The 24422-nt window shown below is 43.0% G+C and carries 24 protein-coding genes; 6 read left to right on the top strand and 18 right to left on the bottom strand.

The window, feature by feature from the left end; translation table 11 throughout:
• Positions 1–58: 58 nt before the first annotated feature.
• Both AR1Y2_RS18170 and AR1Y2_RS08630 read left to right on the top strand, forming a co-directional pair.
• The gene (locus AR1Y2_RS18170; protein ID WP_282432144.1) at positions 59–190 is read left to right on the top strand and encodes a hypothetical protein; all 132 of its coding nucleotides are present in this window, start codon (positions 59–61) and stop codon (positions 188–190) included.
• Positions 191–251: 61 nt separating this feature from the next.
• Positions 252–458 carry a DUF378 domain-containing protein gene (locus AR1Y2_RS08630; protein WP_137328596.1) on the top strand — a complete coding sequence of 69 codons (207 nt, stop codon included), beginning with the start codon at positions 252–254 and terminating at the stop codon, positions 456–458.
• A 95-nt stretch (positions 459–553) separates the two neighbouring features.
• Here AR1Y2_RS08630 and AR1Y2_RS08625 read toward each other — a convergent pair whose 3' ends face one another.
• From AR1Y2_RS08625 to AR1Y2_RS08615, 3 genes are all read right to left on the bottom strand, one after another.
• The gene (locus AR1Y2_RS08625; RefSeq protein WP_137328595.1) at positions 554–772 is read right to left on the bottom strand and encodes a helix-turn-helix domain-containing protein; all 219 of its coding nucleotides are present in this window, start codon (positions 770–772) and stop codon (positions 554–556) included.
• A 79-nt stretch (positions 773–851) separates the two neighbouring features.
• Positions 852–1769, bottom strand: coding sequence for an NYN domain-containing protein (locus tag AR1Y2_RS08620; protein WP_137328594.1), 918 nt, complete (start codon positions 1767–1769; stop codon positions 852–854).
• A 22-nt stretch (positions 1770–1791) separates the two neighbouring features.
• Positions 1792–2637, bottom strand: coding sequence for a hypothetical protein (locus tag AR1Y2_RS08615; protein ID WP_243118893.1), 846 nt, complete (start codon positions 2635–2637; stop codon positions 1792–1794).
• Positions 2638–2822: 185 nt separating this feature from the next.
• Here AR1Y2_RS08615 and AR1Y2_RS08610 point away from each other — a divergent pair, with 185 nt between their 5' ends.
• Entirely contained in the window at positions 2823–3821 is a 999-nt protein-coding gene (locus AR1Y2_RS08610; RefSeq protein ID WP_137328593.1) for an SPL family radical SAM protein, read from the top strand.
• Positions 3822–3830: 9 nt separating this feature from the next.
• Here the strand turns inward: AR1Y2_RS08610 and AR1Y2_RS08605 are convergent, their stop codons facing one another.
• Both AR1Y2_RS08605 and fliB read right to left on the bottom strand, forming a co-directional pair.
• Positions 3831–5009 (bottom strand): GGDEF domain-containing protein, encoded by a 1179-nt coding sequence (locus tag AR1Y2_RS08605; RefSeq protein WP_137328592.1) that lies wholly within the window; start codon positions 5007–5009, stop codon positions 3831–3833.
• A gap of 36 nt (positions 5010–5045) precedes the next feature.
• Entirely contained in the window at positions 5046–6110 is a 1065-nt protein-coding gene (fliB, locus tag AR1Y2_RS08600; RefSeq protein WP_137328591.1) for a flagellin lysine-N-methylase, read from the bottom strand.
• A 146-nt stretch (positions 6111–6256) separates the two neighbouring features.
• Between fliB and truA the strand changes: the two genes are divergently transcribed.
• Entirely contained in the window at positions 6257–7003 is a 747-nt protein-coding gene (gene truA / locus AR1Y2_RS08595) for a tRNA pseudouridine(38-40) synthase TruA (protein WP_175403621.1), read from the top strand.
• Positions 7004–7010: 7 nt separating this feature from the next.
• On the opposite strand, the gene AR1Y2_RS08590 is transcribed toward truA, so the two are convergent.
• Positions 7011–8504, bottom strand: a complete 1494-nt coding sequence (locus AR1Y2_RS08590) for a L,D-transpeptidase (protein WP_137328589.1) — start codon at positions 8502–8504, stop codon at positions 7011–7013.
• Positions 8505–8736: 232 nt separating this feature from the next.
• Here AR1Y2_RS08590 and AR1Y2_RS08585 point away from each other — a divergent pair, with 232 nt between their 5' ends.
• A complete protein-coding gene (locus tag AR1Y2_RS08585) occupies positions 8737–8913 on the top strand; it encodes a DUF1540 domain-containing protein (RefSeq protein WP_137328588.1) in 177 nt (58 codons plus the stop codon).
• A 479-nt stretch (positions 8914–9392) separates the two neighbouring features.
• Here the strand turns inward: AR1Y2_RS08585 and AR1Y2_RS08580 are convergent, their stop codons facing one another.
• The 6 genes from AR1Y2_RS08580 to AR1Y2_RS08555 all read right to left on the bottom strand — a co-directional run bounded on the left by AR1Y2_RS08580 (position 9393) and on the right by AR1Y2_RS08555 (position 16669).
• Entirely contained in the window at positions 9393–11201 is a 1809-nt protein-coding gene (locus AR1Y2_RS08580) for an ABC transporter permease (RefSeq protein ID WP_137328587.1), read from the bottom strand.
• Complete coding sequence (locus AR1Y2_RS08575) at positions 11198–11881, bottom strand: ABC transporter ATP-binding protein (RefSeq protein ID WP_137328586.1); 684 nt, start codon at positions 11879–11881, stop codon at positions 11198–11200. Before AR1Y2_RS08575 ends, AR1Y2_RS08580 begins: the two co-directional genes overlap by 4 nt.
• 73 nt (positions 11882–11954) lie before the next feature.
• Positions 11955–12992, bottom strand: a complete 1038-nt coding sequence (locus AR1Y2_RS08570) for a sensor histidine kinase (RefSeq protein ID WP_137328585.1) — start codon at positions 12990–12992, stop codon at positions 11955–11957.
• Positions 12989–13687, bottom strand: a complete 699-nt coding sequence (locus AR1Y2_RS08565; RefSeq protein ID WP_137328584.1) for a response regulator transcription factor — start codon at positions 13685–13687, stop codon at positions 12989–12991. Before AR1Y2_RS08565 ends, AR1Y2_RS08570 begins: the two co-directional genes overlap by 4 nt.
• 178 nt (positions 13688–13865) lie before the next feature.
• Positions 13866–15377 (bottom strand): flotillin family protein, encoded by a 1512-nt coding sequence (locus AR1Y2_RS08560; RefSeq protein ID WP_137328583.1) that lies wholly within the window; start codon positions 15375–15377, stop codon positions 13866–13868.
• Positions 15378–15817: 440 nt separating this feature from the next.
• Complete coding sequence (locus AR1Y2_RS08555; protein ID WP_137328582.1) at positions 15818–16669, bottom strand: hypothetical protein; 852 nt, start codon at positions 16667–16669, stop codon at positions 15818–15820.
• A gap of 207 nt (positions 16670–16876) precedes the next feature.
• Between AR1Y2_RS08555 and AR1Y2_RS08550 the strand changes: the two genes are divergently transcribed.
• Complete coding sequence (locus AR1Y2_RS08550; protein ID WP_137328581.1) at positions 16877–17797, top strand: InlB B-repeat-containing protein; 921 nt, start codon at positions 16877–16879, stop codon at positions 17795–17797.
• 76 nt (positions 17798–17873) lie between these two features.
• Here AR1Y2_RS08550 and AR1Y2_RS08545 read toward each other — a convergent pair whose 3' ends face one another.
• From AR1Y2_RS08545 to AR1Y2_RS08520, 6 genes are all read right to left on the bottom strand, one after another.
• The gene (locus AR1Y2_RS08545) at positions 17874–19082 is read right to left on the bottom strand and encodes an iron-containing alcohol dehydrogenase (RefSeq protein WP_137328580.1); all 1209 of its coding nucleotides are present in this window, start codon (positions 19080–19082) and stop codon (positions 17874–17876) included.
• Positions 19083–19107: 25 nt separating this feature from the next.
• A complete protein-coding gene (gene hxlB, locus AR1Y2_RS08540) occupies positions 19108–19665 on the bottom strand; it encodes a 6-phospho-3-hexuloisomerase (protein ID WP_137328579.1) in 558 nt (185 codons plus the stop codon).
• 17 nt (positions 19666–19682) lie between these two features.
• Complete coding sequence (gene hxlA, locus AR1Y2_RS08535) at positions 19683–20309, bottom strand: 3-hexulose-6-phosphate synthase (RefSeq protein WP_137328578.1); 627 nt, start codon at positions 20307–20309, stop codon at positions 19683–19685.
• 18 nt (positions 20310–20327) lie between these two features.
• A complete protein-coding gene (locus AR1Y2_RS08530) occupies positions 20328–21488 on the bottom strand; it encodes a mannitol dehydrogenase family protein (RefSeq protein WP_137328577.1) in 1161 nt (386 codons plus the stop codon).
• 247 nt (positions 21489–21735) lie between these two features.
• Positions 21736–22119, bottom strand: coding sequence for a GNAT family N-acetyltransferase (locus AR1Y2_RS08525; RefSeq protein ID WP_330576977.1), 384 nt, complete (start codon positions 22117–22119; stop codon positions 21736–21738).
• 166 nt (positions 22120–22285) lie between these two features.
• The gene (locus AR1Y2_RS08520; RefSeq protein WP_243118892.1) at positions 22286–24331 is read right to left on the bottom strand and encodes a BglG family transcription antiterminator; all 2046 of its coding nucleotides are present in this window, start codon (positions 24329–24331) and stop codon (positions 22286–22288) included.
• Positions 24332–24422: the final 91 nt, after the last annotated feature.

Genomic DNA, 24422 nt, shown 5'->3' with positions numbered 1-24422 from the left:
TATAGTTCCGTGTTTTTGCAAACATACTAAAACAAATAAAAAGAAAGGAGTGATCTCAATGCAAGAATCAAACTGTCACAGACAGCATAAACAGCAGGATCCAGAAAAAACAAAACGAGAGCGTCCGCATATTGTGGAGCCGCTTCCTGAGTCCCAACGTCCGAGAAAAGATGGTCCCGGCGGAAATTAAATCTGCGTCATGCATATTTTTTCAAAAATTGGAGAGATTATAAATAGAAAAGGAGGTTGCTATGGGAAGTAAAACATTAGATTATATAGCACTGACAATTACAATTATAGGTGCGATCAACTGGGGCCTGATTGGCTTCTTCCGGTTTGATTTAGTAGCTTTTCTCTTTGGCAGCATGACGATGCTTTCTAGGATCGTCTATGATATCGTCGGCATCTGCGGACTTTATCTGTTGACCTTTTATGGCCGCTGTGGAAAGGATCTCTAATACCAATTATCCTCATATTCGTTTGACAAAGGACTGCTGCAAGACCAAAGATTCTGTCATAACATACAGAATCCCGTGTCTTTGCAGCAGTCCTTTTAATTTGCCTGATTCACCTGAATACCCGGCCGGAAATCAAACAGGCGGTATGGACTGATCCGCATGACGCCTGCAAGCTTCTCAATCTCCTCCAGCGTCGGACTGACCAGGCCTCGTTCAATGTCATAGATATGCATATGGCTGATGCCCGTATATTTTTCGAGGTTTCTCAAGCTGTAACCCTGTTCTTCCCTTATTTCCCATAAAAAAATTCTCATTGTTAAAATACCTCGTTTGGTTAGTATGTTGGTCTACTTCCGTATTTTGAATAAAAATTTTTCTGCAGTAACTATCTGATTATTTTGTAAAAGTAACTTTTGTTTTATTATTTTTAATATCCAGCTGCATGCCTGGTATGCTTCTCACATAAGAGCTGAACCGGTTGTATCCGAAGTCCTGGACCTTGAAATTGCCAAACTCCGCATAGACTCTGTTGGCGAGGTCGGAGAGATCCATGCCCTTCTTACCAGCATTCTTCGTGAGCGCTGTCACATAATGATCCAGCTGTTCCTTCATGTCAATATCTTCTCTGAGGGAAACTGTCACGATATTGCCCTCTTTGATCAGGCGGAAATGATCAAACTCTTCCAGAAACTTTGAGAGCAGGCTGTAGCCGTAACTTCTCACATCAAAATCAGGATATCTCTTGAGCAGTCTCGTGCCGATCTCACCAAGTGTGGTCTCCTTGTCACTGTTCTGATTGTCGGTGATGATGGAATGGATCGCCGCCTCAATATGCTGCCGGCTGATTGGCTTGTTCTCCTTTTCTTCCTTGTCTTCAATCAATAGTTCCAAATTGGTGAAGACATCGCACGCCTTACGGAATGCCGGCGGTGTCTTCCCTTCTCCCATACCTACGACGGTGAGTCCTGTCTCTCTGATCCTGCTGGCGAGCCTTGTAAAATCGCTGTCGCTGGAAACGATACAGAACCCGTCCACACGGTTGGTATACAAAATATCCATAGCATCGATGATCATGGCAGAATCCGTGGCATTCTTGCCCTGTGTGTAAGAAAACTGCTGAATCGGTGTGATGGAGTTGGCCAGCAGTTCTTCCTTCCAGCTGGCATGCAGAGTACTGGTCCAGTCACCATAGATCCTTTTATATGTAATGTTGCCATACTGGGAAAGCTCATCCAGGATCGGCTTGATATACTTTGCCGATATGTTGTCGGCGTCGATCAGCATTGCAAATCTTTTTTCTTTATTTTCCATGTTTTTCTTTTTATCTCCCTTTTTAATAATATCGTTTTAAATACTGCAGTGCCATATAGTCCATGATCCGGATGGTAAATATCTTCCCCCGTTTCATGATCGTCTCAACATTCTGGCGGCTTTTTTTTGCGATCACCGCGATGTTGCTGGACACATTTTTAAGGATTACCGCTTCTTCCCCTTCCTTTTTCTCCCCTGTGATAAAAATCGGTTCCTGAACGTATACGTTCTTTTTCCATGAGATCGTCTGCTCTGGTACTTTTGCGATCTTGTCCACCATCTGCTTTGCAGGTTCAAAATTCTCCTTTAACGTAAGCAGCTTCAGACCATGGTTTTCAAACCGGATCCATGTTCTGTTCTCCACGAATGGGTATAGAATCTCCGCAATCAGCTGCAGGCGGTTCTGGATCGAGTTCTGCTCACTCAGCATATCCATGGAAACGTTCAGAAGATAGTTTGTCATACCGTCTTCCTTGGAGGAATGAATCCTGAGCCGCTGGGTTTTTCTCTTTTTTGCCGCCTTAACCGCATCTTCTGCCCGGTCATAGGCAGATCCCTGCTGCTGGGCCGATGTACCCTGCTCCATCCTCACGGTCCACTCACCGATGCCGATGCCTCCAGTGATGGAGACCGGATAGCACATGATCTCAAACAGACGGAAATAAGAGGCCGCTGACAGGGAAGACGAAAACAGTCCCTGGAGCTCATCATGCCTTCCGAAAATGACCGGAAATACCAGACTGTCGATAAAAAGACTGTTTAGTTGTTCTGCCACCTTTGTCAGATAAACTTGCAGATTCTGCTCCTCTGTCCTCTCATACCTCATTCTTTTTTTTATATGTATCATCAACGCTGAATATTCGTCCAAATTAAAACTCCCATCATTTTACATGCAAACAAATATGTTTGCATTTATTATAACACAATAAAACTGTTTTAACTAGAGAATTTTCTAGCATTTCCAATGAAATCCTTTCCAGAAATCAGACAAAAACTCATAAATATTCTTATTATCTGAAATACTAACCATAAATTTAAAAAGGAGTGCTGCTTATGAAACTTTTTACTGCTGTATACTATGAGCCGGGAATCCTTGATTATCCTCTCGGTCAAAAATTAAAACAAGATTTTGCAGATCTACCCTGGCATGAGATTGATAATCACAACCGGATCGAAGAAATGACAAAAAGACCGAACAGCGATTTCACGAAAATGAAACGATACCTGATCATTGGAACGAGAAAAACACACCGCTATGTAGAAAACCAAAAAATTTCTGATTACCTGGTTCCATTCACCTCTTCCGGATGTACCGCCATGTGCCTGTACTGCTATTTAGTATGTAATTATAATAAATGTGCATATCTAAGGCTGTTTGTAAACAGGGAACAGATGATGGACCGGCTGATCCGGTCATCTAAGAAGAGTGAAAAGCCACAGACCTTTGAGATCGGCTCCAATAGTGATCTTGTCTTAGAAAATATGATCACAGAAAACCTTAAATGGGTCATACCAACCTTCGCCAGGGAAGGAAGAGGCCGCATTACGTTCCCGACAAAGTTTGCTTCCGTCAAACCTCTGCTCGATCTCCCTCATCAAGGTAAGACTATCTTCCGAATGAGTGTTAATCCCCAAGAGATCATCGACACCATCGAACTGGGCACCTCTCCGCTCAACCAGAGGATCGAAGCGGTCAATGCCATGTGTGAAGCCGGGTATCCCGTGGGAATTCTGATCGCCCCCATCATCCTCAGTGACGGCTGGGAAAAGCAGTATCTGGACCTGATCGACCAGCTGGCTGACACTCTGACGAAAAAAACAAAAAAAGCCATGACGATCGAAATGATCTTCATGACTTACAGTTATGTTCAGAATGCCATTAACAAAGAAGCATTCCCGGATGCTCCGGACCTCTATGACAAGCAGAACATGTCCGGCGGCGGCCGCGGCAAATACCGCTATAAAAAAGACCTGCGCCTGGAAGCGGAACCAATCCTCACAGACTATGTAAGGCTGCGTCTCCCGGAAGCTGACCTTGTCTATGTATGCTGAGCACGATCCTCATATCTGCCTGATACAGTTCCTGCCCTGGCGTTTGGCTTCATAGAGCGCATTATCGGCTTTTACAATAAATTGATCCAAGGAAGTCTCTCCCGCAGGACATTCTCGATAAAGGCCTATGCTGATGGTGATGTGCCTGTCATCAGCACCGGCACAGAGGTAGTCACCAGCCTCTACAGAACTGCGCATGTGCTCCGCTAAGTCAATGGCATCATCGGCATCCTGGTCAAACAAAAACAGCAAAAACTCCTCGCCGCCGTAGCGGACCAGACTCCCCATCCTGTCCTGCATCTCTTGTTCAAGGAAGCCCGCAAATGCCCTGAGGCACTGATCCCCGGACATATGCCCGAACTTGTCATTATACTGTTTGAAATAGTCGATATCGATCATCAAACAAGCAATATTCCCCCGCTCACTGCGCACATTCTGAAACTGCTTTTCCAACACCGTATCCAGATAATTGCGGTTATAAAGACCTGTCAGGTGATCCCGTATCACCTGCTGGTTCAGCTTCTTGTTAATATCAACGATCTTATCATACTGCTCTTTTATGATGATACTGTCATATTCCGACATCACTCGGTTCCGATAGAAGGTGACCGAAATCACAATACAGAGAACCGAGATAAAAAAGCTGTTTGTCATGTTGTTAAAACTCTGGTCAGCTCCATACGGATCAGGAAAATAGGGGAGAAGTACATTCAGGAGCAGAAAATTACCTCCGAACAGAAGAAGACTCTGCCACGGTTTCATCAAACCCACCGCAGCTGCCAGAAGACTCATATAGATAAAAACATTGAGCCCATTGCCCCCGAGCTGATCGTTTAAGGTCACCGCAGTTCCCCAGAAACAGATCAGAATGATATATGCAAGCTCCATCCTGCTAAATAACCCGTAACGTTCCATGATCTTTTCTTTCAGCAGAGCTTTGGTCAAAAGGCTCAGAAGGGTACACAGAACCAGGACCATATACATGCAGAAATAAGCGGTCCTTCTCGGCTTCACAAACGGTCCGCCCGGGAGAGTTGAAATGGAGAAAAGCATCAAAATCTGGCATGCCAAAATAACCAGCTGAAAAACCGTATGCATTTTATAAGTATGCCTTGTAAGATTTTGTTCAATCTGGGCCCGGTAAGAAAGATCTGCCGGAAACCCCAAATATCTTTTTAAATCATTCATAAATTACCTCTGTTCATGATACTGAAAGCTTTACGGTTAAAATACGATGGACACAGCGTTCAGAAGCTTCTGCTTCTCAAACATCTCGGAAAACAAAAATTCTTCATTAAGAGCTTCCATGTTCTCCTCCGAATACTCAATCTCCTTGGAATACAGCCTTGCAATCTCCTTTGGAGGTATATTTTCCTGATCTGAAACTGCCGTCTCCAGCACCCGGACGGCCAGACAGCTAAAAATTGCAAACCTTATTTTGTCCAGCAGCTGGAAGTCATACACGGATCTCAGGAAATACCGGTATACAAAATAAATCATCAGCTGCTCATAAAATATTGGATCTGGATCCGAAAAAACAATATTTTCTTCCCGAACTTTATCATATGCCAGATCTAATATCTTTTCCCATTGGTCTGTGAGAAGTTCAAGACTTTGTAAAAACTCAATACAGTCCAAAAACCATCCCTTAACATCAGCCGGATCTTCATGAGGTCTTTCCACCGTCCACTGTCTATGTATATGCGCTGACATAGACTTCTTATCCTGTCTACTATAATCTTCCTGAAGGATCATTGCCTGGGACAATACCAGTGCCAGCCGTTCCCACAGCGGACGTTTCCTTTCCTGGAGCAGCAAAATCACTTGCTCCCTGACCTGATTAAGCATCTGAAGCCATGGATCCTCTGCCTCCTCCTGCCCTTCTCCTTCGTCTATAAAGAGAAGCTTATCTTTGTTGTTTAAGATCAGTCGGGCTGCCTCCTCACAGACAAGTCCGAGCCCCGCTTCCAGCCTGTCTCCATAAGTCTCATAGAACCTGGGATGATCTGTGCAGATCTGGCACAGCCGGTCTTTACCCAGATTCATATAAATATCGCACAGATTCCTGGTGTTCAAAAAAGGGCATCTGTCCCCCTCCATAATGAAATGATAAGGACGTCTATGATCAATATATTCCATCAGGCGCTGGCCAAATGCTCCCTGGACACTGCAGTAGTCACCATATGCCTCGTCATCTATGTCAATCTCCCACCCCACGCAGCAGTTATCCCTGCAGGCAGAGCCGATACATTCAAATCTATGATAATAGTCCGGTGTCCGGCGCTTCATTTTATGCCTCCTTGATCTTCATGTTTAGATTATTGTATCATATTTTGGCACTAAAAAAAGAAATATGATTTGTATTTCTTTTTTTCTTCCACTATAATAACTTCATCAGCAGCCAAAAATGAGCACAAAAGGAGTTCGAAACCATCATGAGACGCAATATCCGCTTAAACATAGAATACGACGGCACCCGCTACCAAGGCTGGCAGAAGCTTGGAAAGAGTTCCGGCTCCAATACCATCCAAGAAAAACTGGAATCAGTGTTAGAAAAAATGACAGGGGAACCCATTCAGGTGATAGGTTCCGGCCGCACGGATGCAGGAGTCCACGCTTATGGACAGGTGGCAAATTTCCATACAGATTCCGAGCTGTCATGCCGGGATATCCAGGAATATCTTATAAGATACCTGCCTTCTGACATCGGAATTCTTTCAGCCGATGAAGTTTCCGAACGGTTTCACAGCCGGTTGAATGCCAAAGAAAAGACATATCAATACCGCATTGCCATTCCGGGCACATCACATGTATTTGAAAGAAAATACTTGTGGCATATTCCCGAGACCCTGGATATCGGACGGATGGAACAGGCAGCCTCCTTATGCGTCGGCACCCACGACTTCCTCGGTTTCTCCTCCATTAAAAAGACAAAGAAATCCACCGTGCGGACATTGTCCTCTGTGGAGATCGAAAAGAATTCAAAGGAGATCCGCATCACCTTCACAGGCAATGGCTTCTTGTACAACATGGTCCGTATTCTAACCGGGACGCTGGCGGAGGCCGGCGCTGGATCCCGTAAACCAGAATCGGTTCTGGAAGTCTTTCAGTCAAAAGAACGGAAAGATGCCGGCGTCACTGCCCCGCCTCAAGGTTTATTCCTTATGGGTGTCAAATATTAAAAACTGTTTAATAATGGATAAACACCGGATCACCGCTTTCCACCAGCTTATAAATCGCTGCCGCGTCTGAGAGCTGAAGATTGACGCAGCCATGAGAGCCGGCCACTTTATATCTGCTTGGAGACCACTGTCCCCAGTCACTTCGCTTACTCCAGTGGTAACCGGTTCCTGTCCACATGATCCTGACCCAATACTTTGTATCAACGCTGTAATCTGCACCGACCAATGTCTTTGTCAGCCGCTTTTCTTTTACATAGTAAGTCCCTGTTCTCGTAATTCTGTCAGCCGTCGGCTTTCCTGTGATACAGTTGGCAGAAAATACTCTCTTGCCGTTCTTATAGACAAATACTTCCTGGGCGGACAGATCCACTTCGCTGTAGTTTTTTTGGTCCCAGTCATTCTGTGGATTCTTATAATCCTTCCTATATGCCTTGTTAAAATAGATCGGTTCCAGTTTGGAAGTCATCGCTTCCTGATTTTTCTTTGACGGATCCTTTTCGTAGGCACTGATCTGGTCATCCTCCGCCGCTTTTTTTAAAAGCTTCAGGACCCGGCTGATCTCTTTGTCATAGTCGATCCTCCAGCCGTAATCTCCGCCTTCAACTTTTATTTTCTTTCCTGAGTGTGTCTTAAAGGTTCTCTTAATTCCCACGGTCTTATATTTCAGGCAGAACTTTTCCACCCAGTCTGATACTGCAGTTTTATCCAGCTTGACTGTACGTTTCTTCGTGTTGATCTTAATACAGTCCTTCAGAACTTCAGGAGACATCGTCTCCGTTGTGTTATTGCCCATATCCCATGTGATCCAGTGCAGCAGATATTGATTGTATTTCTCCTGCATCTCAGTAAGTTTTGCGTCCTCTTTTCTAAGACCCGGCTCCTTATAGACTTCAGGATATGTCTTTTGATCCGTAAGATCCATCTCCGGGGTCAAGTTTTTTACGGCTTCCGATAATTGCTTTAAAAACTTATCCTGGTCTAAAATATTTCCTTCAATCTCTTCTTTTATAACTCCGTATTTCTTTTTTTCGGAATATACAATGGTTGCGTCCTCCGGTTTGACCAGCTTATAGCTGTCACTTCCGGTGACAAGTACCGATTTCTTGGCCAGGCGCTCCAGCTTCTTTTGTGAATATACGATTGTGTCTTTCAGGTCCCCCTGAACCTTAGCCGTAAAAGAAAAAAGAACACTTTTCTTGTGCTGTTTTTCGTACAGCTTCTTTATGGAATTTTCAGACTCTATCTTTAGTCCGATATCCTTTCCTGTGACTGTAAAGCTTCCGTTGTCTCTGCCTTTAATCTTAATCTGATAGCCTTTCACGGTATCCTTCATCTGGCTGAGTGATTCTTCATATGTCATTCCAGATACCTTTATTCCGTTAATGCTGCTTCCCGGATGCCACCGGTCTTTGTAATATATATGTACTGCAACAAGTGATGCGGCCAGAACAACCGCCACGGCACCGATGATATAAAGGTATTTTCGTTTTATTTTTGCCATATATTTCTCCTGTTCTTATTTTTAGTGAATGATAGAGCTGATATTTCGCTTGCCACGTATAAGGATAACGAACAATTTATTTAGTGTCAACCATGGGGGGTGTCTTTAAAACAATTGTAACATGACGTTGATATCTATTTAATTTTTGACATTTAACGGTAATTAAAGGATGCATCCTTTTTACAATTAGGGAGATAATAATGATGTATCTTAAATTGAAAGGAGTCTTACAATGAAAGCAAACGGAAAAAACGAATGTATTGAATGTACGATCAACAACTGTGCCTACCATGCAGGCGATGTAGATTACTGCACTTTAGAGTCCATCAAAGTCGGAACACATGAACCAAACCCGACAACAAAAGAATGTACAGATTGTGAATCTTTCGCAAACAAGTCAGGATGCTAAGATTGTAACATCCGCCAACTCATTTTCTTTATTCCTTTAAGTCTGGGAGCAGCAGAAATCAATTTTTTTAATTTCTGCTGCTTCTTTCTTATGTCATAGGAAATCATTTGACTACGTCAAATCGCATTTGGCGCGCAAAGCGGAACAAGTCCCTTATGATTGAGGGATTTAGGGAGTTGAAGCGGACTTGTCCGCTTTGTTCTACAGTTGAGTATTCCCTTATAAAACAGTATAGCAAAACTACGGCGGCTCTGAAGATCAAAGCCGCCGTTTAAAGTATGACATTTTCCACATGATTTCCGTTCGGCTCTTAGAATGCCTCACTCCAATCATGTAGAAAATGGACGTAATGTCTGCTGGAGAAGGGCTTCTGTCAAAAAGGAGCCATCTTACGATAGTTTTTCTTCATTGTTGGGAGGAGGCCTTTCCAGAGCCGACTGAGAACAATGAAGAAAAACTCATAACAAATCTTAATCTATCTACAATTCATTGATCGTTTCTGTTACCGATATATTCCGGATCCGTTTTGCCGGAGCCCAGACTGCGGCAACCGCAGCGGCAAAGACGAAAATCAGAATGACCAACAATGGAACAACAGGAACAGTCCAGACGGCATAGCTAAAGTGAGACGTAATCATTATGCCATATAAGAACTTGCTGATCAGAAGACCGGCAACACAGCCGATAATACAGCCAGAAATTGCATAAGTAAACGCTTCAGCAGCAATCATTTTCATGATCTGGTGTTCATCCATGCCAACCGCCCGCATTGCCCCATATTGCTTAATCCTTGCGGATACACTCATGGAAATGCTGTTGATAATATTCAATACCGTTACTAGAGTAATGATTGACAAAAAAGCGTATACACAAGATACAAATGCTATATATGTTCCTGTGGTGCGTTGATCCCGTCTGTCCTTAAAGACTTCGTTTTTGTTCAACAAGCCATTAATAGCGCTTACTTCTTTATCTGATATATTTTTTGCCGTCTGTATCATGATAAGTGAGTAATCGGTTATGCCGGTGAGACGGGAAAAAGTTTGTCCAGAAGTAATAAGTGTGATTTTGCCATTTGTGAGACCATTACTGCTAAATGGATCATGCTTCAACAAACCTGCTATTTCAAGTTCGTCATTGTCTATTTTGATTTTAGAACCAATTTGTAAAGAACTGTCTTTGTCCCAAGTAGCAAGTACATATCTGCTGTCTTTATATACTTTGGATAGATCACTTCCCCTTTTCAGCATACGGTCTTTTTTCAGACAGTCTAAGTCAAAATCATCATAAGAAATAAGATCTACATCTCTTGAACGCTGTTTATCTTTTAATTCTGCAGGAACCTGAAAGCAGCTTCTACGTCCGTAAACACATTTCACACCCTTCATACCGCCGATTTTATCTCGCAATTCAGGATTGATTGAATTTGAACCGTCACGGCTTGATATATCAATGTCCGAAGTGCTGGAGGACTGGGGCATAAGACAGTCAACAAAATCGATCAGCACCGAAAAACTCAAAAAAAGAATAATACTGAGGGCAAAGGAACCTATCATAAGGATGAAGTTTTTCTTTGCCGATACTGCGTGATGAATGCCAAGAGCGGTTTCTATCTTGAAAACATGATGCTTGACTGCGTGGCCGCTGTTGTTTGTACTCTCTGCATTTCCCGAAGCTGCCGTAGCAGGGGATACTTTTGCTGCCCGTTTTGCCGGAGATCTTGCGGCAAGCAGGACGGTAACAAGACCTACGATAATTCCACCGATTATGCCGATTCCGCTGAAACCAAAGAGGGGAATATGAGAGAATTCTTCGCCGACACAGAAACGTAAAACAGCACACAATCCCCATGTGACAACAATTCCGAGTACAAGGCCTATCGGAACCGCAGCTTTACACCAATTCAGTGCTTCCAGCCTGACAAAACGGATAATTTGCCGTTTGCTCATTCCGATACAGCGCATCATTCCAAAAAACTTTGTCCTTTGAGCAACATTGCTGTTGATACTGCTTGAAACCATCAGCACTCCCGCAATCAGTATCATGATAAATAATACCGCGGCAATCAGAAAAATGGATTGTCCCATGGCACTATTTGTTATATCTTGAAACGAAAGATTGTTGTGTTTATCTAATAATCTTAATTGCTCCATCCGGATGCCCATCTCTGCCATGCTGAAAACAGCCGTCACTAAAAACACAGCAAAGACAATACACAGAAGGGTCATACGGTTCTGGCGTTTATGCACTTTGGCTGAAATCGGAATAAGGCTTAGATAGCTTTTCATTCACGACACCTCCCAAAGTCGGTCAGGACACCGTCTGACACCTGCAGCACTCTGTCTGCTGTCTGCGCAATGCTCCGGCTATGTGTGATCATAATGATCGTCTGCTCATACTTCTTTGACGCTTCCTTTAGAAGCGCAATGACCTCGCTGCTGTTCTGTGTATCCAGATTACCTGTAGGCTCATCCGCAAGGATAAGGGCCGGGCGGGTGATCAATGCACGTCCAATTGCAATACGCTGCTGTTGTCCGCCGGATAGCTGGCTTGGTAGATGGTTGCGGCGTTCTCTCAAGTTAAGCACCGTAAGCAGCTCTTCTAAATACCTTTTGTCAGGCTTTTGATAGTCCAGCAGTACAGGGAATATAATATTTTGCTCAACGGTCAATTCCGGTATCAGATTAAAGCTCTGAAAAATAAATCCAATATTCCTCCTGCGAAATACCGTCAAGCGTCTGTCATCCATTGCAAAAATATCTTTCCCGTCAATCAGAACTTTCCCCGAAGTAGGCGTATCAAGTGCACCGATCATATTTAAAAGTGTACTCTTTCCAGATCCGGATTCGCCGACAACCGCCACAAACTCGCCTTTTGGTACAGAAAACGCAGCATCCTTTAATGCGTGTACAGCAGCTTCCCCGCTGCCGTAGGTTTTAGAAATTGATTCTACTTCCAATAAATTCATAGGATCATCACCTCTTTCTTCTGTTGATACTGAAAGGGTATCATGTCAACCTTACTGTCAGCTGACACGAAGCCTACAATTTTGTAGGAATTAAAAAATTGATTGTAAAAACTGTACCGATACCTAACTCACTGTCAACCTCGATCGTCCCGTTATGTGCCTCTGCGATTAATTTTGCAAGCGGCAGTCCAAGCCCGATCCCCTGTGTATCCTTGGAGAAACGGCTGCGGTAAAATCTTTTGAAAATATAGTGTAGATCTTCCGGGTGGATACCGCTTCCGTTATCCTTAATGACGATTTGTACCACGGACGCAAATTGTTTCCATTCTACACTGATTGTATTTCCCGCCACGGTATGGTCAAACGCATTCTTTACAATATTGCTGATTGCCTCAATCAGCCAGATACGGTCACAAGATAACACAACTGTATCATCCCCGGAAAGGCATAAGAGCTTTTGTTCCTGTTTTGCGCGATAGGTAAAATGCTGTTTGATGCTGTCCATCATTTCAGACAGATTTTCTGTCTTCTTTTCCAATGCCATAGTTCCGGCGTCAAGTTTTGTTATTTTCAACAGGCTTTGTACCAGTGTCTCAATTCTGTCAAGTTCCTGCTCAGAAAGGCCGGTAAACTCTTTGATTGTAGAAAGTTCCCCCGCTTCTTCCTGCATGATACCGTTATAAATATTAAGGGCGGCAAGAGGTGTCTTCAATTGATGGGAAATATCCGATATGGTGTCCTTCAAAAACTTCTTAGCTTTTTCCTCATTTTCAGCGTGTGCGTTCAGAATGGAAACTAAGGAGTTTACTTCGTGGAACAGCCTGTACAATTGGCCCTCGTCATCACATTCAATCCGGGCATTTTCATTGCCGGAAATATAATCCTTAATTTGCATGACAGCATGTTCCATAATTTCATTCTGCTCCTTAAAGTACCGGTATAGGAACAGCAGAATCAAAACACTCATACACAGGCAACATATCCCAATACAGACTGCGGCATTTTTAAGTTTCAAGCCTGCAAGCGCAGCCGAAAGCAGGGTAAGTACTGTTAAAAGCAACAGTACCCGGCAAAATAACGATTTTGTTTTCCTGTTTACCAGTATCTTCATTTTCCACCCCGATCAACCGTATTCCACTTATATCCCATGCGCCGCACTGTCACGATCTTATCCGGTTTTCCTGGATCGTCCTCAATTTTTGTGCGCAGCCTGCGGATATATACAGTAAGCGTATTGCTGTCAATATAATTTTCATCACAGTCCCACAGCCTGCTTAAGATCTGTTCCGGCGAAAGGACAATATCAGGATTTTCCATAAATAGACACAGCAGCTTATATTCATTGGCGGTAAGATCAAGCAGTTCCTCATTTTTAGAAACTTCCTGTTTTAACAGCTGTACCTTAATTCCATTGGATTTTAATTCGGTATCTTCCTGATTAAAATTATCACTTCTGCGGAGAAGGGCATTGACTCTTGATAAAAAGACTGCCAGCTTAAAGGGCTTTGTTATGTAATCATCGCCGCCCAGATCCAGCCCCATGATAATGTCTGTTTCTTCATCAGCTGCAGTAAGAAACATAATCGGCACTTTTGAAGTTTTGCGGATTTCCCGGCACAAATCATAGCCGGAACCGTCTGGAAGCGACACATCCAGGATCACCAAATCATACTCTGCGTCCCTCCATAATTTTTTCGCCTCAAGGCTCGTGCGGGCAATGTCTATTTCATATCCCTGCTTTTTCATGGCAAAAGATAAACCACTGATTAAACCTAAATCATCTTCGACAAAGAAAATACGTTTCATTTATTACCACCGTCCTCTATTTTTCTGCGGGTATGCGGTTTCCCCGGGTAACTTTTAAACCTGTTACACGTCCTTTCAATTATATACGGTCAGCTGGACAAACTCAAGAAACAGCATACTGGAAAGTCAAAACGGTTCGTAGAATTCACTCTACGAACCGTTTAGTATCACTATGCCTCTATTCTTGTTCCGTTGGCTCACTGGTTTCTTCAACCTTGCTTTCAGGCTCAATCTCCTTTTGCACTCCCACAGCGGCCACTTTACCGCCGATCACTCCGGCCAGCAAAGATTTGATATCAATTCCCATGGACTTCTGCAGTCCCTGGTCTACCTGTGTTACAGATTTTACAATATCTTCGGTCAGTTTAGCAGAATTGCCTTCCCCGTACATGACGATGGAATCTACCTTAGACAGCGGTTCTGCAACACTCTTGGCTACCTCTGGATATGCTTTAAAGTACATTTCCAAGATCGCAGCTTCACCCATCTTGGCCATGGCCTCTGCTTTCTTTTCAATACCGGCGGCTTCCGCAAGCGCTTTTGCCTTGATCGCCTCTGCCTCCGCTTCTCCTTTGGCTTTGATACCCCATGCTTCCTGTTCCGCCTGGTACCGGTCAGCTTCCGCGGTGGCCTTCAAAGCATCCGCTTCTTGAACCGCTTCATACGCCTTTGCCTCAGCTTCTTTCTGGCGCTCATATAATTCCGCCTGAGCCTTCTGTTCTCTGGCAAAACGATTGGCCTCCGCCTGTTTGCGCACTTCTGCGTCCAGAGCTTTTTCCTTTACTGCCACTTCCTTAGTCTTTAATTCAACTTCTTTTTCCTGTTTTGCGATATTTGCATTGGCACTGGTGATCTCCAGCTGTTTCCTCTGCTCTTGTTCTACAATTCTGTAAATAACATCGGCCTCAGCTTTTTTTGCATCCGCTTCTTTTTTAAGTTCGGCTTTTCTAATCTCCAGCTGATTATTCTTAATAGAAATCTCTGTCTCAGAGGCAACTCTGGCATCATTGGCTTCTTTGTCCGCCTGAGCTTTAGCAATTGCCACCTCTTTTTCGGACTCAGCCTTAGCAATAGACGCCGATTTCTTGATCTTAGAGATATTGTCAATACCAAGATTTTCGATCACTTCATTGTTATCAATAAAATTCTGTACATTGAAACTAATGATCTCCAGTCCCATGGCCGCAAGATCCGGAACTGCATTGTCTCTGACTTTTTCAGCAAACTTTTGTCGGTCGGAAACCATCTCTTTTAATTCCATCTGTCCGATGATCTCTCTCATGTTACCTTCCAAAACTTCTCTTGCAACATTTCCTATTTTGTCAGTGTTGCAGTTCAAAAAGTTCTGGGCTGCCCGTTTTAACATTTCATCTGAGATACCTATCTTTATGTTAACTGCGGAATCTACGTTAATATTAATATAATCGGCGGTCGGCACCGGACTGGATGTTTTTACGTCGACAGAGACGAGTTTTAAGCTTAACTCATCTTTTTTTTCAAAAAACGGAATCTTAATCCCTGCTTTACCGATCAGAAATCTTGCATTCTTCCTCATTCCTGAAATAATCAGCGCTGTATCCGGGGAAGCTTTTACATAACCGGTTAAAAGTATGATGACAACAGCGGCAATGACCAATGCGATAATTACAAAAGGAATTAAATCTGATACATCAAATAATAAATCATCCATATGTATGCTCCTTTCCAAACTCTTTCCACGTGATCAAACTCATATTCTCTCCTCCTTTGTAAAAATATTTGTATCCTTTCCCTCTGAGTGAGTTTCATAACATTTTAATAATATTGGCAGGACATCTCATACATCCTTAAGTCCATGTCAGCGAACAAAGCGGACAAGTGCGCTTCATGCCTGGAGGGCTTTTATATTCCTTTCTATAGAATAAAACAGAGACGCACATCTGAGGCGTCTCTGTTAATGTATGAAGTATATACTGCTGTCATTCCAAAGATAACCTAATGAAGGTTACCCATAGGGCAAACTATGATTCAGGTCCTATATTCCGGTTCAACATCATAGTAAAATAGTGCAGTCAATTCTTATTATTAAAACACTCTCTCATGTAATGATTATACACCACCAGCAGTCAGGATTCAACAAAAAAGTGTGTCTCACCCGGCCCAGAACACCTCCTGAAACATCCGGTTATCAAAGTCTGAATATTTCAGCTGCCCTTTGATCCAGCCAGTCTTTTTGTTGGACATCCTGATCTTTAAAAAATGGTTTCTGCCTTTTACATAAGCCTTTAAAAACTGCACCCTCTGTCCTCTTTTTAGGACTGTATAAGATGATCTTACCTTTGCTGTTTTATAGACCTTGATATTTTTCTTTGCGGTTGCGGTATTGTTGTAAAGCGCGGTCGTTACTTTTCCTGTAGAACTTGTACGCTTCAGGGTTCCCTTTTTATATTTGTACTGATATTCATAGGAAGAAGGTCCTATAGTCCAGGACATCAGATCAAACCTGGCGGTTACTGTATTGCCTTTTACTTTTACCACAGACCCGCCTGGATGGGTTCCGTAGGTGCCGTATTTGGTTCCAAACAGTGCCTGAAAGTTGATCACCTTTTTCAGCTTCCTAGACTGATACTGAAACAAAGCATTGACAGGGCCATCCCCATTGTCCGCCCAGCTGTTCAGATACAAAAATGGCTTTTTATTTTTTAATGTGTAGATTTTGGCTGTTATGCCATAACAGTATCCCTTCTTGGAATAGACTTTTTTGCCGTTAACATAAACGGTAGTCTTCATCTTGATGGACGGGTCTTTCTTGTGGCTGCTCAATTTAATTGAAATCCTGTCCTTTTTCTTATCTCCGGTAATGTCATATTTTTTATAGGTCTTCCCTGGTTTTAAAGTTACCTCTTTCGGGTTCTTTGCCGACACCTTTACCGGAGAGACCAAAAATACACCCAATACCAAAAGTGCCGCTGTTAATAAAGTACGTAAACGAATTCTGTTCATTTCATCACCATCCCCTTCCTGTCTCTATTATACTTTAACTAGAAGAATAAAGAAACCAAGGATGTTAAACTTAGTTTAATTCTCAATTACTATCAACAAAATAAGATTCACCTTTTTCTTGTAAAAAAGGTGAATTATATTTCTTCATGCTTTATAATGTTTTTAAGAGGGACGTAACAAAGATACAAAACTTTAAGGAGGGAACCTATGAAAAAAAGATTATTAATCATTGGAATGGTATTTGTAATTGCGTTATCAGCAGTTCCGTTATCAGAAAAAGCACCAAAAGCGGCCGCCCCGCAGGCAAAGTATTCGAAATGCAGGATCAGTGCACCTAGCAATGTCAAAGCAGGAAAATCTTTTAAAGTGACCTTCATCGGTGACAGAGTCAATGCAAAAGGCGGTATTGACGGGGAAACAAAGATATTGCCGACAGCTTACATGATATTTAAAAATAAAAAGGATATCGGCAATGAAATCTGGCCTGATGATTGGTGGGAATGGCGCCCTATGGGTACTACTTATACGAAAACTTTTAAGATTAAAACCCCGGGAAGATATGTTATCTCGGCTGACTATGAATTGTTCACTTACGACAAGAATTACGGATTTGACGAAGATTCAGCTGATTTTTTGGGCGAAAAAGATAAAGTCATCAATGTGCTAGGACAAAAATATAAGATAAGATTTAATGCCAATAAAGGCAGAGTCTCCAAGAAATCAAAAAAGGTCCAGGCGGGTAAGAAATACGGCAAACTGCCAACTCCAAAACGCAGCAGATATAAATTTAAAGGATGGTACACAAAGAAGTCCGGCGGCACCAAGGTTAAAAAAAATACAACCATAAAAAAGCTGAAAAAACATACCTTATATGCACATTGGTTCGGCCCAAAAGGCAGAGGCAGGACAATCACCAAGGCTGAATATAAAAGGATCAAAACAGGCATGTCCTACAGCAGTGTCAAATATTTGATCGGCGGCCCTGGAACATGTATTGCCTCCTCTTCTGTGAGCGGATACCATACGAAAATATATTCCTGGAAAGGCTCAGGCAGTATTGGAGCAAATGCAAATGTCACATTCCAAAACGGCAAGGTTGTCTCCAAGGCTCAATATGGTCTTCGTTAACAGGAAAGGCAAAAAAATCCCACAGATAAAAGGAACCTTCCTTTTCATCTGCGGGATTCTTTTCTTCTGGCTATTATTACATGGCCAGCTTGAATATTTCTACAATATCCTTTGTATTTAACCGGCGCACCCAGCCGATGCTTCCGTCTTCGTGGACAACACGTACACGTTTTGCCATACGCTCCATCACTTCTTCGTCCAAGTCCTCAACTCCCGGAACCTCGCTTAACTTTGTAGGCACACCAAGACTCTGGAAGAATAATTCCAAACGGTCGATTGCCTCCAGTACCGTTCTCTCCGGATCACTGTAATCCATGGAAACACCCATGACACGGGTCGCCCATTTGATGAATTTATCCATGTTGTCCTTATACACATATTTCATCCATGCTGGGGTAATCACTGCCAGTCCTGCTCCATGGGTAACGCTCTGATATTCACCAGACAATTCGTGCTCGATGAAATGGGATGCCCAGTCTCCAGTTCTTCCCATACCGGTCAGTCCATTATGGGAAAGAGTGGATGCCACCATGATACTAGCTCTCGCTTCGTAGTTCGCCGGATCTTTTACAAGAATCCGTCCGCAATCCATACATGTATGGAAAATAGCCTCACATAAATAGTCTGTTAAAATATCATTCTCTTTTTCTGGTGTAAAATACCGTTCAAAGGAGTGGGACATAATATCAATCACTCCACAGGCTGTCTGGAACGGCGGCAGGGTCATCGTAAGCTCCGGATTTTCAATGGCAAACCTGGCACGGTTAATGTCATTGTCACAGAAACGCTTCAGATTTTCATCCGCTTTTGTAATCACACAGCTGTTGGACGCTTCACTTCCTGTGGCAGCAATCGTGAGGATAACACCCAGCGGCGTACTCTTTTTCGGTACATCGTGCGGCACTCCGTCCTCTTCGATAAAGAAATCCCACACATCTCCCTCATACGGAAGTCCCATGGCGATAGCCTTAGTGGAATCAATGACACTTCCTCCTCCAATGGCCAACAGAAAATCCACGCCTTCTTTTTTGCACAGTTCAATGCCTTCATACACCTTTGATAAATGAGGATTTGGGACAACGCCTCCTAATTCTACAACCTTTAAACCGTCCGCTTTTAACATATCGATTACTTTGTCAACAAATCCATTTTGTTTTACGAATCCGCTGTCATGATGTACTAATACGGTTGTTCCGCCGTACTCCTTGATCCATTTTCCTGTTTCTTTTTCAGCTTCTCTTCCTACAACTAATCTGGTAGGACTTAAAAATGTAAAATCGTTCATGAAACTCCTCTTTTCTTTTTTATTCTTATTCCATGTTTGCGTGGCGGGCAAATAATTCTTTGTCTCCCTGATTCGTGATTCTCATTAAATCCATGACAATGGCATCATAAGTGATCCATGTCAGTTCTTCAAATGAAGATCCTGAAGACTGGACGCTGCCTTTTCCCTGGCCTGCGCATTTCTCAGTTACTCCTGGGATACGGATTGCTGCATCTGCCATAGAACCGATCTTGTTTTCCGGAAACATTGTAACGGTAGCGACTTTTGCACCCTGAGCCTTTGCCTTTTGGGCGTTGGAAACAAGACTGGCTGTATTGCCGGAACCAGAGCCTACGATCAATAAGTCCCCTTCCTGGATGCTTGGCGTCGTAGGTTCTCCCACAAAGTAAACCTGGAAACCTAAATGCATTAAGCGGTTGGAAAATCCTCTAGCTGCAAAACCGGAACGCCCTGCTCCACCCACAAAGATCCTTTTTGCGTTCATAATTAAATCTTCTACCTTTAATACATCTTCATTCTGGATCTCTTTTGCATTTTCCATCAATTCATTTAAGATTGAAAATACGTTTTTACATTCACTCATCTTTTTTTCCTCCTGGATTATAATAAGGCATCTTGAATTGCTTTTGCTTCGGCAACCGGGTCATCCGCATGTCCGATGGCAGATCCCACGATCACAATGTCTGGCTTTAATGCCACGTACTTTCCGATGGTCTTACTGTTGATCCCTCCTGCAACCGCAATCTGGGATTTCTTTGCGTTGGCTGTCATGACCTCCAGATCCTGGATCGGCTCTCTTCCCGCCGCCTGCTGGTCAGCTCCAGTATGCACTGCCAGGATATCCACTCCGATCTCCTCCATCTTTGCGATCCTTGCAGGCAGATCCTCCACGCAGATCATATCCACTACCAGTTTTCTCTCATAAGCTCTGGCTGCCTTTAAGGCTCCTTCAATAGTCAGGTTATCGGAGACTCCCAGGATCGTTGCATAGGCAGCCCCAGCCTCATATGCATAGCTTGCCTCCAGATATCCTCCATCCATGATCTTTAAATCCGCAAGGATCTCTTTTTCCGGGAAGAAACGGTGGAATTCGCGCACTCCCCGCATTCCTTCATCCATGACAAACGGTGTTCCCACCTCAATGATGTCTACATGTTCTGCTACTTTGTCAGCAAAACGCAGGGCATCCACAAGGTTCATTTCATCTAAAGCCAACTGTAATTTCATTTTTCATTCCTCCTGTTTTTAGTTTGATTTTTTTGCTTTATATTCGTTATAAGCGTTTAATATCTCTTCATAGATATGGCTTCCTGACTCAATACCAGTGTAATGTGTGACGGCTTTTTCGATTCCATTTTCCTCCACATATGCCTTGATCTCCGCGGCCTGTTCATCCCCTTCAACATCATATAAAAATGCCGCTGCGATCCCTTTTAGGATCAAATCATTGGCAAGTCCATACTTCTCACACTCGATCGCGGATTTTACCATGCGGTCTTCCGGATCCAGCTTACGGATCGGTGCCTTGGCGATCCGTTCAATGGTATCCTTTACGCCCGGTGTGGACCAGCGGCCGATGGTGGCGTCGATGTAATCTGCCATTTCCTCATGCGCAAATCCGTGCTTTTTCTCAATAAAGGCCCCTGCCTGCAGCATAATATCCCTTGTCAGTTTTGTATTCTCCGGAACCTTAAAGTAGTCCTGGATGATGTCATACCCCATCAAACGTGCAATGTATGCTGACATTGTATGCCCGCCATTGACAACACACAGCTTTCTTTCCAGATACTTGTCAAGATTTCCTGTATATTCAGCGCCTTTGATCGGCTGTGCATCAGGATCCACTAACTGATTCTTTTCGATGACAAGTTCATAAGTATTTCCAACATCAATTCCATCTCTTCCATCGCGCTCAGCTGCAAACACCATACGGTCGACTGCTGTGCTTGGGATACCTGCGATCTTTTCCAGTTCCTCTTCTGTGAGAAGACCTGTTTTCAGCAGTTCATTCTTTAACATCACTCCACAGTAGAATGCATTCTCACATGGAATTACATTAACTCTTTCTTTGCCTGCATCCAATCTTGCTTTTAATCCGGCTGCCAGATTGTTTGCAATCTTTGGAAAGTTATCTGCAATGACTGCGGTTGTCACCAGATCGGCATCCACGATGGCTTTGGAAACCTCCTCCGGCTGGGTGATCGGGGATAGCGCTGATACCTTGTCGATCTCTTTGCGTCTGTAATCTTCCTGGATCACATACAGATAATAATTGTGGTACTGGTTCATCTCTGCGTTCAGCTTTTCGTTGACATCCACAAATGTGATCTCATATCCGGTATTGTGCAGTAAGTCTGCGATAAACCCTCTGCCAATCTTACCCGCTCCAAAATGTACTGCTCTCATAAATAATCTCCTATTCTAAACCTGGTGTTCTTGTTCCTGTTTTTGTCTATGGTTAAATTATAGAAAACTTATTCCGGAAAATCCACTTCATCCAGTTCTGCATTTTTCAATTTTATTTTGACAAAAGTATCACTGTACTAAAATGTAATTAAAAATATGTTGGTCGTTTTAAAAAGAAAAAAACTTGCAGGTAATATTACCTGCAAGTTTTTTATACCCATGCGTGCTTCGCACGATAAAGAACTTTTTATTTTCTGGTCTTGTTAATCATAAAGGACTGCAGCGATTTTCGTAGGTTGAGTTTTTCGTAAAACCCTTCTGCTTCTGGCTGAGCGCCAAAAAACAAGGAGGTTGGCGAGATCTCCACTGCCCGTCTCATCAATTCTTTTCCAATTCCTTGTTTTTGATATTCTTTTAGAACAAGAATCTCTGATATTGTGCCAAACAAATAGCCGTCACTCAGTATCCGTACGCAGCCAACCAGTTTACCCTGGTCCCATGCCGTAATATTTATTGTCTTTTCAATGGCTTTTTGCATTAATTCAGCATCATAGGAACCGGGCCACACTTGATCTGCCATCTCAAGAACAAAGCGGACAAGTCCGCTTTGCGCGCCGATGTGCGGCTGCAAAGCAGCCTTCCTTGGCACATCGTGTGCATCATGCCCGCAGGGCTTTTTTATTCCATAGGGAGAACTTTCCTATGGAATAAAAATAGCTGCCTGAAGTCTTTTATCATCATTCATATAATGGATCATAGTACCCACCTTTCCTTTTTATTGTATATTTTATTGTCTTTTACAAAGACAGCAGTTCCGCCAAATACTGCTTGAACCGATATCCGATCCACTGTCTGATCCCCTTCTCATCTGCTTTATGGATCAAGTGCTGGATGTCCTTATCATCGATCACACTTTCCAGTACATGATTTAAAGTATTCTTTTCATATTCTGAGGGGTTTTCCGGATAAACAGCATAAATCACATCTGTATACTTTTCTCCGCTGCTCATATATTGTTCATCTTCAAAATGAACAGCAAATAATCGTGGCTCTGACATCTGTGAAAAAACCGCTTCATAATATACCATATCAGTTGCCGGTATCAGATAAAACTGCTGTTTTCTATTCCTGGCATCCAATTCGCTGGCCTGCCTGCCGCTTTCCTCAGACAGAATCCGGAGCAGGTTATTTTTTAAATTCTTTTCCTTTGCCTGAACAACTTTAAATCTCTTGATGACTCTTAAACCTACATCCATCAGAGCCCGCAGTTTTTCCAGCGATTCAATATGATCCCGTGTTTCCAGCTGGCGCTGTTCCTTCTCGCGGATGGTGATCTTACGCATAGTCTTGTACTTATGGCGTTTGATCGCCTCATGAATCTGTTCTAATTCGTTGCGGCTCAGCAGAGGGGATACCTTCAGATAGTTTCGTTTATCAATATAAAGAGGGATCGTGGATAGGATCAGGTCATATTCATCCAGGTTTTCCTGTCCAAATCCGATCAAAGACACTTCTTTTCTCACACAGATTTCTGGTATTTCCTGTTCCAGGCGGTGGGAGAGCATCTTAGATGATCCCATACCCCCTGAACATACTACAAGGATTCGGAAGGAGCGTTTCATGACATTGTCCAGGGATACTGCAAAATAAAGCACTAAATATCCAATCTCATCGTCCGGAAAGAAATCACCGTCAAAAATCCTGTCTGCACCCTCCCGGATCACCATAAACAACTCCTCATAGTCTCTCTTCACATCTTCAATCAGAGGATTGGAAATACACATACCGCTTCTGATCCTGATCAACGCACGGTCTATATGGATATATAGGCTTTCTTTTAGCTCTTTGTCCCGAATCAGCTGAATCCCCATACGGTCTTCCACATATTGAATAAAATTATAGATCTTGGCGTCCAGCAGATGATTCTGGATCGTATAGACTCTCGATGTATCCTGGACCATGCCCACATGAAGGACCCATCTGATATACTGCTCTTCTTGTTCGCTTAACATCACATGAAATTCTTTTTCCAGAGATTTTTTTACCTGCCTGGTGATCTTCTGCTCTTCTTTGTTGAAATTCTCAGTCTCAAATTCTTTTTTATAAGGCCTGCCTTTTTTATGACAGTCAATCATCATAGCGATCAGAAGAATATACTCCAAATACTCCCGGTCTTTGATCATCGTTGAAAGTTCATATTGATCCTGAACAATACTTTTAATGATCCGGTGACATACTGTCATAACATGGTGGTACCCATACTCTTCCATCCTCCTGACAAATGGATTTGACAGATCCCCTTCCTTATTCAGCCACTGATACAGGCTGGATTCATCTACATGATTCAACAATGTGTTGACTGTCAAAGCATTTTTTTCAATCTCACTTCCAGTGATCAGAATCCCTTCACCCTTTTTCTGAATCAGGTGCAGATCATACCCGCTGAGTTGTTCCTTTACTTTTTTGAGATCATTCCTCACTGTGGGGATGGATGTATCATTGTCAATGGCCAATGCCTCTGTCTTTATGTAATCGTTTTCATGAAGCAAATACAGCAAAATAAAATCTACCCTTTCTTTGGGGTCCACAATATAGATCTGATTTTTCATGCCCAGAAAACTGCGCAGATTCCTCATATCTTCCGCACTTCCCACTGCAACCATACCCTTTTTACTCGCTGTATTTAACTGAACACCGTATCCTCTCATGACTTCCATGACTTCAGGAATCTCACGGTACACTGTACGGTCGGATACCTCGATCTGTTTTGCAATCTCCCCGACGGTAACATACCCCCTGCTGTTTAATATGACTTCTATGATTTCTTTAATTCGATTTGACATCAGCATAGCTCTCACCTCGGTTATATTTTAGTACATACTATAATCCCTTTTCCATCTCAGCCAGCAAGTCGGTCATTAACAGGTCTGCATT

The sequence above is a fragment of the Anaerostipes rhamnosivorans genome, assembly GCF_005280655.1.
Classification (GTDB): Bacteria; Bacillota; Clostridia; order Lachnospirales; family Lachnospiraceae; genus Anaerostipes; species Anaerostipes rhamnosivorans.
The sequence above is the reverse complement of the archived record's forward strand: the minus strand, read 5'-3'. Positions and strand labels throughout refer to the sequence as shown.

Excerpts from the sequence above, each read along its gene's own strand:
- AR1Y2_RS18170 (WP_282432144.1), top strand. The coding sequence starts at position 59 with ATGCAAGAATCAAACTGTCACAGACAGCATAAACAGCAGGATCCAGAA.
- AR1Y2_RS08630 (WP_137328596.1), top strand. The coding sequence starts at position 252 with ATGGGAAGTAAAACATTAGATTATATAGCACTGACAATTACAATTATA.
- AR1Y2_RS08625 (WP_137328595.1), bottom strand. The coding sequence starts at position 772 with ATGAGAATTTTTTTATGGGAAATAAGGGAAGAACAGGGTTACAGCTTG.
- AR1Y2_RS08620 (WP_137328594.1), bottom strand. The coding sequence starts at position 1,769 with ATGGAAAATAAAGAAAAAAGATTTGCAATGCTGATCGACGCCGACAAC.
- AR1Y2_RS08610 (WP_137328593.1), top strand. The coding sequence starts at position 2,823 with ATGAAACTTTTTACTGCTGTATACTATGAGCCGGGAATCCTTGATTAT.
- AR1Y2_RS08605 (WP_137328592.1), bottom strand. The coding sequence starts at position 5,009 with ATGAATGATTTAAAAAGATATTTGGGGTTTCCGGCAGATCTTTCTTAC.
- fliB (WP_137328591.1), bottom strand. The coding sequence starts at position 6,110 with ATGAAGCGCCGGACACCGGACTATTATCATAGATTTGAATGTATCGGC.
- truA (WP_175403621.1), top strand. The coding sequence starts at position 6,257 with ATGAGACGCAATATCCGCTTAAACATAGAATACGACGGCACCCGCTAC.
- AR1Y2_RS08590 (WP_137328589.1), bottom strand. The coding sequence starts at position 8,504 with ATGGCAAAAATAAAACGAAAATACCTTTATATCATCGGTGCCGTGGCG.
- AR1Y2_RS08585 (WP_137328588.1), top strand. The coding sequence starts at position 8,737 with ATGAAAGCAAACGGAAAAAACGAATGTATTGAATGTACGATCAACAAC.
- AR1Y2_RS08580 (WP_137328587.1), bottom strand. The coding sequence starts at position 11,201 with ATGAAAAGCTATCTAAGCCTTATTCCGATTTCAGCCAAAGTGCATAAA.
- AR1Y2_RS08575 (WP_137328586.1), bottom strand. The coding sequence starts at position 11,881 with ATGAATTTATTGGAAGTAGAATCAATTTCTAAAACCTACGGCAGCGGG.
- AR1Y2_RS08570 (WP_137328585.1), bottom strand. The coding sequence starts at position 12,992 with ATGAAGATACTGGTAAACAGGAAAACAAAATCGTTATTTTGCCGGGTA.
- AR1Y2_RS08565 (WP_137328584.1), bottom strand. The coding sequence starts at position 13,687 with ATGAAACGTATTTTCTTTGTCGAAGATGATTTAGGTTTAATCAGTGGT.
- AR1Y2_RS08560 (WP_137328583.1), bottom strand. The coding sequence starts at position 15,377 with ATGGATGATTTATTATTTGATGTATCAGATTTAATTCCTTTTGTAATT.
- AR1Y2_RS08555 (WP_137328582.1), bottom strand. The coding sequence starts at position 16,669 with ATGAACAGAATTCGTTTACGTACTTTATTAACAGCGGCACTTTTGGTA.
- AR1Y2_RS08550 (WP_137328581.1), top strand. The coding sequence starts at position 16,877 with ATGAAAAAAAGATTATTAATCATTGGAATGGTATTTGTAATTGCGTTA.
- AR1Y2_RS08545 (WP_137328580.1), bottom strand. The coding sequence starts at position 19,082 with ATGAACGATTTTACATTTTTAAGTCCTACCAGATTAGTTGTAGGAAGA.
- hxlB (WP_137328579.1), bottom strand. The coding sequence starts at position 19,665 with ATGAGTGAATGTAAAAACGTATTTTCAATCTTAAATGAATTGATGGAA.
- hxlA (WP_137328578.1), bottom strand. The coding sequence starts at position 20,309 with ATGAAATTACAGTTGGCTTTAGATGAAATGAACCTTGTGGATGCCCTG.
- AR1Y2_RS08530 (WP_137328577.1), bottom strand. The coding sequence starts at position 21,488 with ATGAGAGCAGTACATTTTGGAGCGGGTAAGATTGGCAGAGGGTTTATC.
- AR1Y2_RS08520 (WP_243118892.1), bottom strand. The coding sequence starts at position 24,331 with ATGTCAAATCGAATTAAAGAAATCATAGAAGTCATATTAAACAGCAGG.